The sequence below is a fragment of the Streptomyces sp. NPDC031064 genome (assembly GCF_055570965.1).
In genome coordinates this window covers 333089-348484 of record NZ_JBVIGF010000009.1, presented here as the reverse complement: position 1 = coordinate 348484, position 15396 = coordinate 333089, and the positions used below count along the sequence as shown (strand labels likewise).

14 protein-coding genes are annotated in these 15396 nt (G+C 71.7%); 9 read left to right on the top strand and 5 right to left on the bottom strand.

Annotation, left to right across the window (positions count from 1 at the left end):
• Positions 1 to 97: 97 nt before the first annotated feature.
• Both ACZ46W_RS30425 and ACZ46W_RS30420 read right to left on the bottom strand, forming a co-directional pair.
• A complete protein-coding gene (locus ACZ46W_RS30425; RefSeq protein ID WP_468344287.1) occupies positions 98 to 856 on the bottom strand; it encodes a metallophosphoesterase in 759 nt (252 codons plus the stop codon).
• 60 nt (positions 857 to 916) lie between these two features.
• The gene (locus ACZ46W_RS30420) at positions 917 to 1441 is read right to left on the bottom strand and encodes a GNAT family N-acetyltransferase (protein WP_468344284.1); all 525 of its coding nucleotides are present in this window, start codon (positions 1439 to 1441) and stop codon (positions 917 to 919) included.
• A gap of 112 nt (positions 1442 to 1553) precedes the next feature.
• On the opposite strand from ACZ46W_RS30420, the gene ACZ46W_RS30415 reads away from it, so the two are divergent.
• A complete protein-coding gene (locus ACZ46W_RS30415; RefSeq protein ID WP_468344281.1) occupies positions 1554 to 2579 on the top strand; it encodes a TroA family protein in 1026 nt (341 codons plus the stop codon).
• Here ACZ46W_RS30415 and ACZ46W_RS30410 read toward each other — a convergent pair.
• Positions 2552 to 3172, bottom strand: coding sequence for a hypothetical protein (locus tag ACZ46W_RS30410; RefSeq protein ID WP_468344278.1), 621 nt, complete (start codon positions 3170 to 3172; stop codon positions 2552 to 2554). The two genes, ACZ46W_RS30415 and ACZ46W_RS30410, sit on opposite strands and share 28 nt — an antisense overlap.
• Positions 3173 to 3475: 303 nt before the next feature.
• Here ACZ46W_RS30410 and hemL point away from each other — a divergent pair, with 303 nt between their 5' ends.
• The 8 genes from hemL to ACZ46W_RS30370 all read left to right on the top strand — a co-directional run bounded on the left by hemL (position 3476) and on the right by ACZ46W_RS30370 (position 11718).
• Positions 3476 to 4792: a glutamate-1-semialdehyde 2,1-aminomutase gene (hemL, locus tag ACZ46W_RS30405; protein ID WP_468344275.1), complete on the top strand. Its 1317-nt coding sequence runs from the start codon at positions 3476 to 3478 to the stop codon at positions 4790 to 4792.
• Positions 4789 to 5478 carry a histidine phosphatase family protein gene (locus ACZ46W_RS30400; protein ID WP_366130301.1) on the top strand — a complete coding sequence of 230 codons (690 nt, stop codon included), beginning with the start codon at positions 4789 to 4791 and terminating at the stop codon, positions 5476 to 5478. The genes hemL and ACZ46W_RS30400 overlap by 4 nt, the downstream gene beginning before the upstream one ends.
• Positions 5479 to 5675: 197 nt before the next feature.
• The gene (locus ACZ46W_RS30395; protein WP_468344271.1) at positions 5676 to 6911 is read left to right on the top strand and encodes a polysaccharide deacetylase family protein; all 1236 of its coding nucleotides are present in this window, start codon (positions 5676 to 5678) and stop codon (positions 6909 to 6911) included.
• 78 nt (positions 6912 to 6989) lie between these two features.
• Positions 6990 to 7595, top strand: coding sequence for a TlpA family protein disulfide reductase (locus ACZ46W_RS30390; RefSeq protein WP_468344268.1), 606 nt, complete (start codon positions 6990 to 6992; stop codon positions 7593 to 7595).
• Between the two features lie 18 nt (positions 7596 to 7613).
• A complete protein-coding gene (locus ACZ46W_RS30385; protein WP_468344265.1) occupies positions 7614 to 8375 on the top strand; it encodes a cytochrome c biogenesis CcdA family protein in 762 nt (253 codons plus the stop codon).
• A gap of 4 nt (positions 8376 to 8379) precedes the next feature.
• Complete coding sequence (gene resB, locus ACZ46W_RS30380; RefSeq protein ID WP_468344262.1) at positions 8380 to 10089, top strand: cytochrome c biogenesis protein ResB; 1710 nt, start codon at positions 8380 to 8382, stop codon at positions 10087 to 10089.
• Positions 10086 to 11162 carry a c-type cytochrome biogenesis protein CcsB gene (gene ccsB, locus ACZ46W_RS30375; RefSeq protein WP_468344260.1) on the top strand — a complete coding sequence of 359 codons (1077 nt, stop codon included), beginning with the start codon at positions 10086 to 10088 and terminating at the stop codon, positions 11160 to 11162. Before resB ends, ccsB begins: the two co-directional genes overlap by 4 nt.
• A gap of 37 nt (positions 11163 to 11199) precedes the next feature.
• Positions 11200 to 11718, top strand: coding sequence for an SRPBCC domain-containing protein (locus ACZ46W_RS30370; RefSeq protein ID WP_468344257.1), 519 nt, complete (start codon positions 11200 to 11202; stop codon positions 11716 to 11718).
• A 14-nt stretch (positions 11719 to 11732) separates the two neighbouring features.
• Here the strand turns inward: ACZ46W_RS30370 and ACZ46W_RS30365 are convergent, their stop codons facing one another.
• Positions 11733 to 13277: an ABC transporter substrate-binding protein gene (locus ACZ46W_RS30365; RefSeq protein ID WP_468344254.1), complete on the bottom strand. Its 1545-nt coding sequence runs from the start codon at positions 13275 to 13277 to the stop codon at positions 11733 to 11735.
• 1 nt (position 13278) lies between these two features.
• Positions 13279 to 15351, bottom strand: coding sequence for a hypothetical protein (locus tag ACZ46W_RS30360; protein WP_468344252.1), 2073 nt, complete (start codon positions 15349 to 15351; stop codon positions 13279 to 13281).
• Between the last annotated feature and the right edge of the window lie 45 nt (positions 15352 to 15396).

Here is a 15396-nt window from a genome sequence, read left to right as displayed (position 1 = left end):
ACCTGCCCGTCAAATCATTTCCGGGCAGGACGCCGCCACCGTGCCCCGCACCCGGCCCCGGCCTCCGCCCCGGCCGCCACCCCGCCTCGGTCCCGCCCTACGGCACGACCCTGAAGTGCGTCGTCACCCGCCCGTGCGCCTCCACCACGTGGAACGCCACTCCGGGCGGAGCCGCGCGGTCGGTCAGGCCCTCGCCGCTCTCCCATGGCAGGCGCAGCGTCGAGACGACGCCCGGCGCAACGAGCAGCGGCCGGCCCGCGAAGGTGGTGGCGGCGGGTGTGTGCGCGTGGCCGGTCAGGACGGCCGGGACGGTGGGCCGCCCCTCCAGCACCTCGGCGAGCCGGTCCGCGTTCGTCAGGTTCATCGGGTCGACGTACGGGTGGTGGAGCGTGGCCGGCGGGTGGTGGAACGCCGGGATCGCCGGGGTGTCGCCCAGCTCGTCCAGTGTGCGGGCCAGCCAGTCGAGCGTCTCGTCGTCGTGGAGCCCCGCGTCCTCGCCCGGGATCGTCGAGTCGAGGAGCAGCAGCGCGTGCCCGGCCACCCGGTGCAGCCGGTTGACCGGCCCGGTGTCCCCCGGCCCCGCCCCGCCGCCGTCCTCGCCGAGCAGCACCTTGCGGTACGCGGCGCGGTCGTCGTGGTTGCCCGGGCAGGTGAGGGCGGGTGCCTCCAGGGTGCCCAGCAGCCGTGCCGCCTCCGCGTACTCGTCGGGGGCGCCGTGGTCCGCGATGTCGCCGGTGACCAGTACCGCGTCCGGCTGCCGGGACAGTCCGTTCAGGTACGCGACGACGCGTGCCGCCCGCTCCGTCGCCCGCTCGGTGCCGTCGAGATGCAGATCGCTGATGTGCGCAAGCAGCAAGGGAGCCCCCTCCGTCGGGCGGCGCGGCGCGGCGCCTAATGGTTAGGTGATCTTAAACCATTAGGTCGCTTCCAGGTCCAGCCGCCAGTCGTTGCTTCGCAGCGGATGCCCCGGCGGGTACTCGAAGTCGCGCTCGCCGAGCAGCTCGAAGCCCGCCTTCCGGCACACCGCGTTCGACGCGCCGTTGTCCACGGACGGGAACGCGTGCAGGTACCGGTGCTTGCGCGCCGCCCGGGCCCGCTCCGCCACGGCCACGGTCGCCGCCGTCGCGACCCCGCGCCCCTGGAAGCCGCCCAGCACGGTCCACCCCGTCTCGTACACCCGTATCCCGTCCAACGGGTGCTCCCAGAAGCCGATCACCCCCACGGGCACCCCCTCCGGCTCCAGCACGATCCGGAACATCCGTCCCGCCCCCGTCCGGTCCGCGCTCAGGTCGACGTACCGCTGGTGCCGTTTGACGAGCTGCTCCTCCGTCTCCGGCCCGCCCAGGTGGGCCATCAGCTCCGGCGCGTTGACCGCCCGGAGAAGGTCGAAGTCCCGCTCCGACCACGCCTCGATCCGTACCGGCGATGTGTCGCTGTCCATGTCCAGAACTGTAGGGCGGGGGTCCGACAACGAGGCGGTCTTGTGCGGGGCCGCCGTCCGCACCAAGGTGGAGCCGGGTCCGGCCACGTGAGCAGGCGAGGGGAGCGCGGCTGTGTGGGAGTTCACCGACGACACGGAGCAGGCGTTACGAGTGGCTCACCGGCCGCGGCGCGTGGTGGCGTACGTACGCGCCGGCGCGGCCCTGCACGACCTGGGCGTGACGCCCGTCGCCGTGTACGGATCGGGCCACGACGCTGACGGTCTCGACCCGGCCAAGGCGGGCGCCCTGGTCACGGCGGGCGTGCCCTACCTCGGCCCCGGCAAGGACCTGGCGGACGAGGCGCTGCGCGCCCTGCGCCCGGACCTCGTGGTCGACGTGACGTACGACGGCAAGACCCCCTACGCGGTGGACCGGCCGCTCGCCGCCCCGCTGCTCGTCCTCTCCGTGGGCGGCACGTCGCTCCCCGCGATCCTGTCCCGCTTCGAGGCGCTCGCGACGGCCCTGCGCCCACCGGCGCCCACCGCGCCCGCGACGGCCCTGCGCCCACCGCCACCCGCCCCGGGCGACCGGGCCGCCGCCTTGGCGGCCGCCGAGCGGGCCGTCCGCGAGGCCCTGGCCCCCGCAGCCCCGGCCGCTCCCGCAGCCCCGGGGGTCCCCGCAGCCCCGGCCGCTCCCGCAGCCCCGGGCGTCCCCACAGCTCCGGCCGCTCCCGCAGCCCCGGGCGTCCCCGCAGCCCGCGTCCCGGCCCCCGCGGCCCCCGGTGCCCGCGTCCTCGCCCTGTCCGGGGCCGACGCCCGGCAGGTTCACCTCGCCCGGCCCGGCACCTGGCCGGAGCTGTGCCACCTCGCGCGCCTGGGCGTCCGGCTGGTCGACCCGGCCGAACTCGGCCCGGGCGGTGGCGTCAACTGGTTCACCACGGACTGGGGGCACGTCGCCCGGCTACGCCCGGACCTGCTGCTGGTGGACACCCGGGCCCACGCCGCCCCGCCGCCGGCCGGCACCGGTTGGGCCACCGTGCCCTGGAGCCCCGAGACCCCGCCCAGCCCGGCCGCGTACGCCGGCTTCCTGCACGCCGTCGCCGACGGCCTGACGGCTCACACCCGCAGTGATCAGGGCCACACCAGGCAGTACGGCTGATGCCCCGCCTCGTGCAGCCGCACGGAGAAGTCCTGCCACTCGTGCAGCAACTGGTACACGTCGAACGCGTCCCGCGGCCCTCCCCGGTCCGGGACGGTCGACCATATGAAGGCCGCCGCGCCCACCGATTCCTCACCGATGCCGCGCAGCGGATCGACCACGGTCGTGGGCAGCTTCACCACCGCGTAGTCGGGGTGCAGCACCACCAGCTCCAGCGGCGGCACCTTGTGCAGCGGCATCCCCTGGATGCCGGTCAGCACCATCGCGGCTATGGTCTCCGGTTTGATCTTGGTGAACATGCCGCCCATGCCGAGTTCGTCGCCGCCCAATTCCTCGGGCCGCATCGAGATCGGTACGCGGGCGGCGGTCGCGCCATTGGGCGCGCCGAAGTACTTGTAGGTCACCCCCATGCCCCGGCCACCCCCGCTTCCGCTGCCCATCGGCCCCAAGGAGGCTCTGTCCGGCGAGGCTTTGTCCACCTGCGAGGCCCTGTCCGGCGAGGCTTTGTCCTGCTCGCGCCGGTGCTTCCCCCGCCGGGCAGGCTCAGGACCCAGGTCGTCGGTCCCCTCGCCCAGTCCGCCACCGCGATGCATATCTCCACCCGACTGCTTTTTAGGTAACACAGCCCCCGCCGCGCAACCCGATCATCGTGACAGTGACCTCCCCCGCGGACGTGCGGTGAAACACCTGTCCGCAAGAACGTCCGGGCCTCTGACACCATGGATTCCGTGAGCATTCCCTATGACGCCCCAGTTTCGCAGACCCGGAGGTCCGGCGCCTCGTCGTAAACAACGTCGCGGGCAGGCGAACCGTTCAAGGAAGGCCCACTGGCGTCGCCCCGGCCGCCATGCCCGAGCATTGCTGCCGTCAACTCGTTCTCGCAGGTCAGGACCAACGTGCCGTATTCATACGAAGCCCCAGTCTCACAGACGCTTTTCGACCGCGCGTCCCTCGTGACGCCCGGCGGCGTGAACTCTCCCGTACGGGCCTTCCGGGCCGTGGGCGGTACGCCCCGGTTCATGGTGTCCGGTACGGGTCCGTACCTCACGGACGCGGACGGGCGCGAGTACGTCGATCTCGTCTGCTCGTGGGGACCGATGATTCTCGGCCACGCGCACCCCGAGGTGATCGCCGCCGTCCAGGAGGCGGTCGCCCGTGGCACCTCCTTCGGTACGCCGGGTGAGGGCGAGGTCGCGCTCGCCGAGGAGATCGTGGCCCGGGTCGCCCCGGTGGAGCAGGTGCGCCTGGTGTCGTCCGGCACCGAGGCGACCATGTCGGCGATCCGTCTCGCCCGTGGTTTCACCGGCCGCGCCAAGGTCGTGAAGTTCGCCGGCTGCTACCACGGGCACGTGGACGCGCTGCTGGCCGCCGCCGGCTCCGGCGTCGCCACCTTCGGGCTGCCCGACACGCCCGGTGTCACCGGTGCCCAGGCGGGCGACACGATCGTCCTGCCGTACAACGACCTCGACGCCGTGCGCCGGGCCTTCGCCGCGCACCCCGGCGAGATCGCCTGTGTGATCACCGAGGCGTCGCCGGGCAACATGGGCGTCGTCCCGCCCCGCGACGGGTTCAACCAGGGACTGAAGGACCTGTGCGCCGAGAACGGCGCGCTGTACATCTCCGACGAGGTCATGACCGGCTTCCGTACGTCGAAGGCCGGCTGGTACGGCGTCGACGGCGTCACGCCCGACCTGATGACCTTCGGCAAGGTCATGGGCGGTGGCTTCCCGGCCGCCGCGTTCGGTGGCCGCGCCGACGTCATGGCGCACCTGGCCCCGGCCGGCCCGGTCTACCAGGCGGGCACGCTGTCCGGTAACCCGATCGCCACCGCCGCCGGACTGGCGCAGCTCCGGCTGCTCGACGACGCCGCGTACGAGAAGGTGAACGCCGTCTCGCGCGAGATCCAGGGGCTGGTGACCGGGGCGCTGGCCAAGGAGGGCGTCGCCCACCGCCTCCAGACGGCGAGCAACATGTTCTCCGTCTTCTTCACCGACGCCGAGGTCGTGAACTACGACGACGCGAAGCAGCAGGAGTCGTTCCGCTTCACCGCGTTCTTCCACTCCATGCTGGCGCAGGGCGTCTACCTGCCGCCGTCCGCCTTCGAGTCGTGGTTCGTCTCCACGGCCCACGACGAGCGCGCGGTGGAGCGGATCGCCGCCGCGCTGCCGGCCGCCGCCCGAGCCGCCGCGGAAGCCGTGGAGGCCACCGCATGAGCACCACCGGCAACGACGACATCACCGTCGTCCACCTGATGCGCCACGGCGAGGTGCACAACCCCGACGGCATCCTCTACGGGCGCCGGGCGGGCTACCACCTGTCCGAGCTGGGCCGGCAGATGGCCGACCGGGTCGCCGAGCACCTCGCGGGCCGTGACGTGACGTACGTCGTCGCCTCGCCGCTGGAGCGCGCCCAGGAAACCGCCCAGCCGATCGCCAAGTCGCACGGACTGGACCTGGCCACCGACGAGCGGCTGATCGAGGCGGGCAATGTCTTCGAGGGCAAGACGTTCGGGGTGGGCGACGGCGCGCTGCGCCGGCCGTCCAACTGGCGGCACCTGACCAACCCGTTCCGGCCGTCCTGGGGCGAGCCGTACATCGACCAGGTCGTGCGGATGATGGGCGCGCTCAACGCGGCGCGTGACGCGGCGCGCGGGCACGAGGCGGTGTGCGTCAGCCACCAGCTCCCGATCTGGATCGTCCGCAGCTTCGTCGAGCGGCGGCGGCTGTGGCACGACCCGCGCCGCCGGCAGTGCACGCTGGCGTCCCTGACGACGTTCACCTACCGGGGCGACAAGATCGTCTCGGTCGGCTACAGCGAGCCCGCCCGCGACCTGGTCCCGCCGCACCTGCTGGCGGGCGCGAAGCCCGTGAAGGGCAAGTCCAAGGCCTTCGGCGCCTGAACCGGGGCCAGTCCCCGGACCCTTGAACCCGGCCTGCCGGGGCGTACGTCGCCCGGTGGGCCGGGTTCATGGGTAATCGCCCCGTTACGCAGAAGATTATGTGGTAATCGGCGGAACCGTGCTGTTCCCGCGTCCCTCTCACACAGTGCCGGTTTGGAGCGTATGTCCGGCAACGAGCGAGCGCGGATGGGGACGATATGCGCGGGATCAGTCGAAGGGGCCTGCTGGGAGCCGGAGTTGGCGCCGCGGCCGCGATCGGGATCAGTGGCTGCGGGTTCGGTGGCGGCTCGGACAAGCCCGGGAGCGAGCCCGGCAAGGGTGGCCAGAAAGGTACGGCCCCCGGCAAGGTAGAGGGGCGTCTCATAGGGGACGGTTCCACGTCCGACACGGGAAAGCAGCCGAACCAGCCCGACAAGCCCGTTCCCCTGGAGCCGGGGCAGACCCCGCCGCAGTTCGTGATCTTCTCCTGGGACGGGGCCGGCGAGGTCGGCAACGGCCTCTTCCCGCGCTTTCTGGAACTCGCCAAGAACCATGACGCGGGGATGACCTTCTTCCTCTCCGGGCTCTATCTCCTGCCCGAATCGAAGAAGACCCTCTACCGCCCGCCGAACAACCGCACCGGCGCCTCGGACATCGGTTACCTCACCGACGACCACATCAAGCAGACGCTGAAGTACGTACGCCAGGCCTGGCTCGACGGGCACGAGATAGGCACCCACTTCAACGGGCACTTCTGCGCCGGCTCCGGCTCGGTCGAGAAGTGGACCCCCGCCGACTGGCAGAGCGAAATCGACCAGGCCGTGAAATTCGTCACCGAGTGGAAGACCAACAGCGGCTGGACCGACCTCGACCCGCTGCCCTTCGACTACCGCAAGGAGCTCGTGGGCGCCCGGACCCCCTGCCTGCTCGGCCAGGACAACCTGCTGCCCACCGCCAAGAAGCTCGGCTGGCGCTACGACGCCAGCTCGCCCGGCGGCCACCAGAAGTGGCCCGTCAAGCGCCAGGGCATCTGGGACCTGCCGCTCCAACAGGTGCCCTTCCCGGGCCGTTCCTTCGAAGTCCTGTCCATGGACTACAACATGCTGGCCAACCAGTCGAAGAACACGACCAAGGGCATGCCCTCGCGCTATCCCGAATGGAAGAAGCAGGCGACCGAGGCCTACCTCGCCGGATTCAAGCGCGCCTACGAATCGAATCGCGCACCCTTCTTCATCGGCAACCACTTCGAGCAGTGGAACGGCGGCATCTACATGGACGCCGTCGAAGAGGCGCTCAAGGGCATGGCCGGCAAGAAGGACGTACGGCTGGTGTCGTTCAGGCAGTTCGTGGACTGGCTGGACGTCCAGGACCCCAAGATCCTCGACAAGCTCCGCACGCTGGAGGTCGGGCAATCGCCGGCGGGTGGCTGGAACACCTTCCTTAAGTCCGCCTGACATCGGGCTTTACGGGCAGCCGGTGGATAGCCAGGGGGGCGCGCAAGATCCCCGAAAGGCACATGCGAAACTTTTCACATGAGCCTTAGCCGCGCCCCCCGAGGCCTCCTGCTCACCGCCGGCGCCCTGGCGGCCGCGCTCGCGCTGACCGCGTGCAGCGGCGACTCCAACGGCAAGTCCGGCGGTGGCGGCAACACCAACTTCGTCACCAACACCGGCGGTATCGACACCGTCGCCAAGGGCGAGCGCAAGGCCCCCAACGAGCTCGCGGGCGAGACCCTCGACGGCGGGCGGCTCGACGTCGCCGACCTCAAGGGCAAGGTCGTCGTCCTGAACGTCTGGGGCTCCTGGTGCGGCCCCTGCCGGGCCGAGGCGAAGCACTTCACCAAGGCCGCCAAGGACCTCGGTCCCAAGGGCGTGGAGTTCGTCGGCATCAACACCCGCGACCCCAACAAGCAGCCCGCCCTCGCCTTCGAGAAGGACTTCGGCGTCCCGTACCCGAGCCTGTACGACCCGGCCGGCGAGCTCGTCCTCAACGGCTTCCCCAAGGGCACCCTCAACCCGCAGGCCATCCCCTCCACCGTCGTCCTCGACCGTGACGGGAAGATCGCCGCGCGCTCGCTCACCGCGCTCAACGAGGAGCAGCTCCGCAAGATGATCGACCCGCTCCTGGCCGAGAAGTGACGAGGCGCTGATCCTGTGATGCTCCTCGCCGCCGAACTCGGCCGCAACGAGACGGTGTTCAGCGGGGCCCTCCTGCTGGCCCTGCCCATCGCCGTGCTCGGTGGCCTCGTCTCCTTCTTCTCGCCGTGCGTCCTGCCCCTGGTGCCCGGCTACCTCTCGTACGTGACCGGCGTCACCGGCACCGACCTGGCCGAGGCGCGGCGGGGCCGGATGACCGCCGGGGCCGCCCTCTTCGTGCTCGGCTTCTCCGCCGTGTTCGTCTCGGGCGGCGCCCTCTTCGGCTACTTCGGCTGGACCCTCCAGGCCCACCGCGAGACGCTCACCAGCGTCCTTGGGGTCCTGATGATCCTCATGGGGATCTTCTTCCTGGGGCTCATGCCCTGGTTCACGCAGCGAGAGTTCCGCTTCCACAAGCGGCCGGTGACCGGGCTGGCCGGAGCGCCGCTGCTGGGCGCCCTCTTCGGCATCGGCTGGACGCCGTGCATCGGCCCGACGCTCGCCTCCGTCAACGCGCTGGCCGCCAATGAGGCCAGCGCGGGCCGCGGGGCGCTGCTGACCGTCGCGTACTGCCTCGGCCTCGGTGTGCCGTTCGTGCTCGCCGCGATCGCGTTCCGCAAGGCGCTCGGCGCCTTCTCGTGGGTGAAGCGGCACTACGCGTGGGTGATGCGGGCCGGCGGCGGCATGATGATCGTGACCGGTCTGCTGCTGCTCACAGGTGCGTGGGACACCCTGGTGCAGGAGATGCAAGGGTGGTCCGCAGGCTTCCAGGTGGGGATCTAGTTCCATGAGCAAGACAGAGACGACGACCGAGACGACCGAGCACGACGTGGCGGCGGCCGGCGAGCAGCTCTCCACCGCCCCCCGGGAGGAGCTCACCGCAGACGGGGGCGGGGACGGAAGCGGAAGCGGCGGCCCGGCGCTCGGCGTCATCGGCTGGATCCGCTGGTTCTGGCGCCAGCTCACCTCCATGCGGGTGGCGCTGATCCTGCTGTTCCTGCTCTCCCTCGGCGCGATCCCCGGCTCGCTCATCCCGCAGAACAACGTGGACGAGCTGAAGGTGCGCTCCTTCAAGGAGGCGCACGAGACGCTCACGCCGATCTACGACCGGCTCCAGCTCTTCGACGTCTACAGCTCGGTGTGGTTCTCCGCGATCTACATCCTGCTGTTCGTCTCCCTCATCGGCTGCATCGTCCCCCGCACCTGGCAGTTCGCCGGACAGTTGCGCGGCCGCCCGCCCGGTGCGCCCAAGCGCCTTACCCGCCTGCCCGCGTACACCACCTGGCGCACCGAGGCGGCGCCCGAGGAGGTGCGCGAGGCGGCGCTGGCCCTGCTGAAGAAGCGGCGCTTCCGCGTCCACACGGCCGGTGACGCCGTCGCCGCCGAAAAGGGCTACCTGCGCGAGGTCGGCAACCTCCTCTTCCACATCGCGCTGATCGTGATGCTGGTGGCGTTCGCCATGGGCCAGCTCCTCAAGTCCGAGGGCGGCAAGCTGATCGTCGAGGGCGACGGCTTCTCCAACACCCTCACCCAGTACGACGACTTCAAGTCCGGGTCCCTGTTCTCCACCGACGAGCTGGCGCCGTTCAGCTTCCGGCTCAACCAGTTCACCGGTACGTACGAGCCCAGCGGCCCGCAGCGCGGCACGCCCCGCACGTTCGAGGCGGACGTCACGTACTCCAAGCCGGGCGGGGAGAAGAAGAAGGGCGTCATCCGGGTCAACGAACCGCTGGAGATCGACGGCTCGAAGGTCTACCTGATCTCGCACGGGTACGCGCCGGTCGTCACCGTCAAGAACGGCAAGGGCGAGGTCGTCTACCACGGCGCCGTGCCGCTCCTGCCGATCGACAACAACATCACCTCGACCGGTGTCATCAAGGTCATGGACGGTTACCGCGACAAGAGCGGCAAGAAGGTCCAGCTCGGCTTCCCGGCCTTCTTCGTCCCGACCTACGCGGGCAAGGGCCAGGGCCAGATGTTCAGCCAGTTCCCCGGGCTCGCCTTCCCCGCGCTCAACCTGAGCGCGTACCACGGCGACCTGCGGGTCGACGGCGGCCTGCCGCAGAACGTGTACCAGCTCGACACCAGCAAGATGAAGCCCTTCAAGGACGCGAACGGCGACATCTTCAAGAAGACGCTGATCCCCGGCGAGACCATGACCCTCCCGGGCGGAGCGGGCTCGATCACCTTCGAGAAGGAGATCAAGGAGTGGGCCAGCTTCCAGATCTCCCAGCAGCCCGGCAACGGCCTCGCCCTCGCCGGTGCGATCGTCGCCATCGCGGGGCTGGCCGGCTCGCTGTTCATCCAGCGCCGCCGGGTCTGGGTCCGGGCCGTACGGGAGGACTCCTCCTCCGGGGGGCTGACCGTCGTCGAGATGGCCGGGCTGGGCCGGAGCGAGTCCGCGAAGCTCCCCGAGGAGCTGGCCGACCTGGCCGCCACCCTGTACGCGCAGGCGCCGACCGCGTCTGACGGAGCCGATGAAGGGGCTGAGAAGTGAATCTCGCCGCCGCCACCAACGAGAGCCTGGCGGAGATGAGCAACGTCCTCATCTACTCGTCCATGGCCGTCTACACCCTGGCCTTCCTGGCCCACATCGCCGAGTGGGTCCTCGGCAGCCGCAGCAAGGTCGGCCGTACGGCGGCGGCCCTCACCGCGCCCGCCACGGCGCAGGTGCGGGTGCAGGTGCGGGGCCAGGGCGGGGGCACCGCCGTCCTCGACAAGCCGCAGGTCGTCACCCGCTCCGCCACCGGCGCCCGCGACGTGCCGGACGGGCCGGGCGCGGCCGGCGGGGACGAGAAGGGCGACCTCTACGGGCGTATCGCCGTCTCGCTGACCACCCTCGCCTTCCTCGTCGAGGCCGCCGGAGTGGTCACTCGCGCACTGTCCGTGCAGCGGGCCCCCTGGGGCAACATGTACGAGTTCTCCACCACCTTCTCCACGGTGGTCGTCGGCGCCTACCTCGGCTTCCTCGTCGCCAAGAAGAACGTCCGCTGGCTGGGGCTGCCGCTGGTCACCACGGTCCTGCTCGACCTGGGCATCGCCGTGACCTGGCTCTACACGGAGAGCGACCAGCTCGTCCCGGCCCTGCACTCGTACTGGCTGTGGATCCACGTCTCCACCGCGATCTTCTGCGGCGCCGTCTTCTACCTGGGCGCGGTCGCCACGCTGCTCTACCTCTTCCGGGACTCCTACGAGAACACGCTGGCGAACGGCGGCACGCCCAGCGGCTTCGCGCGCTCGGTACTGGAGCGGCTGCCGGCGGCCGCGAGCCTGGACAAGTTCGCCTACCGCGTCAACGCGGCGATCTTCCCGCTGTGGACGTTCACGATCATCGCGGGCGCGATCTGGGCCGGTGACGCCTGGGGCCGCTACTGGGGCTGGGACGCCAAGGAGGTCTGGTCGTTCATCACGTGGGTCGCGTACGCCGCCTACCTGCACGCCCGGGCGACGGCCGGCTGGAAGGGCCGCAAGGCCGCGTACGTGGCGCTGATCGCCTTCGCCTGCTGGCTGTTCAACTACTACGGCGTCAACATGTTCGTGAACAGCCTGCACTCCTACGCGGGCGTGTGAGGTAGCGCTCGTCCCGGGACCGCGCGAGGCTGGATACATGGCCGAACAGATCCCTCCCGGTATCAGCGAGAGCCACGGCGACACCCACACCGTGCGGTTCGTGGTGCCCCTGTCCCACCCCGAGGAGCGCGTCTGGCTCGCCCTGACCACCCCCGGCGGGCTGCGGGGGTGGCTCGCCGAGGCGGAGGTCCTCCAGGCCCGGCTCGGCGGGGCGGTCACCCTCCGCTGGCTGAACACCGAGCCCGCGACCGTGGTGTCCGGGACGGTCACCGCGTGGGACGTGGAGCGGATCGTCGAGTACACGGTCGAGGTGCACGGGCGGATGCGGTTCCACCTGGAACCGGGCGGCGGTCCGGGTGCGACCGTGCTGCGGTTCACCAACGAGTTCCGGGGCACGGACGAGCTGCGGCTGGACTGCCTGGCCGGCTGGCACGACCACTTCCTGTACCTCGACGATCACCTGGACGGCCGCCCGGCGGACTGGCCGTCCTGGTCCCGGGAGCGCTGGCAGGAGCTGCGCGACCAGTACGAGGCCCGGGACTTCGGCGCGACGTAGGACGGGCCCGGCCCCTACCGCTTGCGCGGCGGCATGCACTCTCCGGACGGTGGCTTGCCGTCCGGCCAGGCGATCTGGACGAACCGGGGCGTGTCCCGCGTCACCTCCACGATCGGCACGGCCTTGTTGTACGGGTTGCCGTGGTTGTCCAGGCAGATCCAGCCGCTCGCGCCCTCCACCCGCAGCCTGCCCGTCACCTGGGGCCACTGGAGCCCCACCTCCGCCGGCGCCGGGAGCTTCCCGTCGACCGTCGCCTGCCGGATCGCGCGCACGGCCGTCGCCATCGCGTCGTACGCGATGATCGCCTGCCCGTCGGAGAGCTCCACCGGCCCCACCGGACCCACCTGCGCCGTGCGTACCGCGTCCATCATCGAGCGGAACCGCTGGTACGCCGCCGGTGTCCCGCCCGCCTTCGGGGCCGCGCGGCCGGGGGCCTCCAGCCAGGCGTCCGGGTGGGCCAGCGCGGCGTACCGGACGGTCAGGCCCTTGCCCAGGACGTTCCGGTCGAGCTTGGGATCGGCGCCCAGGTAGGAGCCCTCGTCGCCGGTCAGCACGGTGAACGGTTTGTGGGTGCAGCCGCGTGCGCCCAGTGCGTTGACGAACTGCCGGAGCTGGGTGTGGCGCCCGGCGAAGAAGACGGTGTCCGCGCGGGTGGTGCACAGCAACTGGGTGATCTGCTGCAAGGTGTTGGCGGTGGGGCTCTCGGTCGTCGGGTCGTCGGGACTGGTGAACACCTGGGGCTGGTAGGGGGACTTCGCCAGCAGCCCCGAGAACGCCTCCTTCAGCGTCTCCGTGTAGTGGTCGCCCTCGCGGGTGTCGTGCACCAGGATCGCCTTGGCCGCGTCCACCCGGCCGTAGTTGGCCAGCGCCCGGGCCTCGTCGCTGTTGGTGGGGGAGACCCGCGCGAGACCGGGGAACGGCTTCCTTTCCGGGCCGTTGGTGAGGTCGTCGGCGGTGATGGTGGTGCCCACGACCGCGATGTCCTTGCCCGTGAGCGCGGCCACCGCCTGCCGGACGGGGGCGCTGCTGGTCGCTATGCCGGAGACGGCGCGCAGGTTGTGCGGCGCGCCGGTCATGTCCTTCAGGGCGTCCACGGCCGTGCGCCAGTGGACGTTGCCGTTGCCGGTGTTGGCGAGGACCAGCCGGATCTTCGGGACCATGTCGTTGGACTTGTTGTTGGCCTCGTACTGGAAGGCGAAGGCGCCCTGCACCTCGTGCAGGATCTTGGTCCGCATCGACGGGCTGGTGGACGTCAGCGGCAGCAGCAGCGCCACCGTGGCGTACTGTCCCGGCTTCAGCGGCTTGTTCTGCTCGCCGATGGCCCGGGCGACCTCGGTCAGCGCGTCGACCTCGAAGTCGTACCCGTCGCCGGAGACCCCGACGCACTCGTCGCTCCCCGCCGGGCGCGCCACGCCCGGGAAGCAGGAGCGGTTCTCCGGGGTGGTCAGCCGGTCCACGGCCGACACCGTGCCCCAGGCCAGCAGCGCCAGCACCAGAGCGCTGGTGACGATCTTCTGCCGGGTCGTGTAGAAGACCCGGTAACGGAACGGATTGGGCACGTCAGACTCCGTTCTCCCGCCCCGGCGGAAGCGTGAGGCCCCGCCAGGCACGGATGTCCCTCGGCCAGTGGGTGGCCGCGTCCCACAGCGGACTGGTGCCGGTCAGATGCCGGCCGGAGAGCTGGCGCAGCTCGTGCACCAGCTTGTCGACCACGTCGTCGTCCGGCAGCGCGAGCGGGTCGGTCAGCAGCCACACCGCGTGCAGCAGCCGCCGCAGGCACAGGTGCAGGGCCGTCGCGTCGGCGTCCAGCCCCTCCGGCAGCGGGCCTCCGGTGTCCTCGCCGAGCGCCACCGCGCGGCGCGGATCGGGTCCGGAGCGCTGCTGTTCGCGGGGGTACGGTGCCGAGGCGATCACCCGCAGCCGGTCCAGCCAGCCCAGGACGTCCGGGCCGGGGAACGCCAGGCGCAGCTCGGTCACCGCCTCCTCGGCGCGGCCCAGCGCCAGCTCCTGCCGGAGGCGGTACGGGGTCGGGTCGGGGCCGTAGTGGCGGTGCAGCGTCTCGTGGACGGCGCGCCAGGCGGCGTGGGCGGGCGGGTCGGCGTCGTGGAACCGCAGCCGGTGCAGCAGCAGGGCGCGCAGCAGTGGGTCGGCCACGAAGTGCCCGTCCCCGTCGGGCCAGCCGTCCCCCCGCAGCGCGTCCCGCACCAGCAGCGCCATGTCGCCCTCCACCGACGCGCCGCGCAGCCGGGTGCGGGCCAGCACGCGGGCCGACTCCTCGTCGTGGGCGGCGGCCAGCACGGCGGCCACGTCCGGGCGCAGCCCCGGCGGCAGCAGCTCGGCGAGCAGGGTGTCCGCGACCGGTACGGCGGCGGCGTCCTCGCGCAGCTCCACCGTCAGGTCCAGCAGCGCGCCCGGTGTGAGCGCCCCCCGGTCCGCCGCCGGCACCTCGCCCGCCGCCCGGCCCAGCAGCGCCACGCCCAGCGGGCGGCCGCCCGTCAGCCGGTGGACCGCCCGGGACAGGTCCGCCGGGGTGCGGCCCGCCGGGTCGTACCGGTCGAACACCGCCCGCGTGTGCGCCGCGCTCAGCGGGGTCAGCTCCACGGCGAGGATGCCGGACGTGATGTCCGAGCCCCGGGGGCAGGGCGCCCGGTGGGCGACCTCCGGCAGTTTCGTCCGGGTCGCCCGGCGCAGCCCCTCGTGGTCGCGGTCCCGGGACGCGGCCATGATCACGAGCTGGTCGCGGTGCCCGGCGCTGCGCTCCCGCAGGACCGGTTCGACCAGCCGCCGGCCGAGCGGCAGGTGGGCGTTGTCCAGCAGGACGACCGGGCGGCCGCGCCGGGTCCCGCGCCGGGTGAGGCCCACATAGGCCTGGCGGACGTCCTCCACGAGCGCGCCGACCAGGAACCCCTCGGCCTCCTCCCGGCGGCGCCCGCCCTGCTCGAAGTCGACGGCGAGCTGGTGCAGCCCCAGCTCACCCCGGCCGCCCGCGTTGCGGTACGCGCCGTACCAGGCCTTGGACTTGCGCTGGAAGCGGCCGAACACCTCCTCCAGGACCGTCTCGACCGTCGCCTCGGCCAGCAGCCCGGCGAGCGGCGCCGTCGACTCGGCGGCCGTCGCGGCCAGTTTGGCCAGCACCTTGGAGACCCACGTACCGGCCGCGCCCTTGGCCTCGTCGACGGTGGCCAGGACCGGGCCGAGGCGCTGGAGGTCCCGCCGCGCCCGGTCGTCGTCCTCCTGGGACCAGCCGGTGACGGCGACCGCCGCCAGGCCCAGCGCGAGGCGCGGGAACTCCACCGGCCGGGCCGACAGCACGCGGGGCGAGAGTTGCACGGCCAGCTCCGCGAGCGCGCCGGTCAGCGGGTTCCAGCCCGGCCCGTGGTCGAGGGGCGGTTCGATGTGCGCGCAGTCCAGCAGCGCGAGCGGGGTGCCGCCCCGGTAGACGTTGCGTATCTGCTTGAGCAGCGCGGTCTTGCCCATGCCGCGTCCGCCGGTGAAGACGGTGACGGGCGGATCGTCACCGTGCTCGTACTCGGCGGGGGCGAAGCTGTACGGAGTGAGTCCGGTCAGCCGCGCGGCCAGACCGGACTCGTCCAGGACCGCCTCGCGGCCGTACAGCTCTCTGTCCACCGCCACCCCCCGTGACTCACCGTCAAGTCAAGGTTACTTTCGCAGCGTTGG

Bases quoted from the DNA above. Each gene is read 5' to 3' on its own strand.
- ACZ46W_RS30420 (WP_468344284.1), bottom strand. From the start codon at position 1,441: ATGGACAGCGACACATCGCCGGTACGGATCGAGGCGTGGTCGGAGCGG.
- ACZ46W_RS30410 (WP_468344278.1), bottom strand. From the start codon at position 3,172: ATGCATCGCGGTGGCGGACTGGGCGAGGGGACCGACGACCTGGGTCCT.
- ACZ46W_RS30400 (WP_366130301.1), top strand. From the start codon at position 4,789: ATGAGCACCACCGGCAACGACGACATCACCGTCGTCCACCTGATGCGC.
- ACZ46W_RS30395 (WP_468344271.1), top strand. From the start codon at position 5,676: ATGCGCGGGATCAGTCGAAGGGGCCTGCTGGGAGCCGGAGTTGGCGCC.
- ACZ46W_RS30390 (WP_468344268.1), top strand. From the start codon at position 6,990: ATGAGCCTTAGCCGCGCCCCCCGAGGCCTCCTGCTCACCGCCGGCGCC.
- ACZ46W_RS30385 (WP_468344265.1), top strand. From the start codon at position 7,614: ATGCTCCTCGCCGCCGAACTCGGCCGCAACGAGACGGTGTTCAGCGGG.
- resB (WP_468344262.1), top strand. From the start codon at position 8,380: ATGAGCAAGACAGAGACGACGACCGAGACGACCGAGCACGACGTGGCG.
- ACZ46W_RS30370 (WP_468344257.1), top strand. From the start codon at position 11,200: ATGGCCGAACAGATCCCTCCCGGTATCAGCGAGAGCCACGGCGACACC.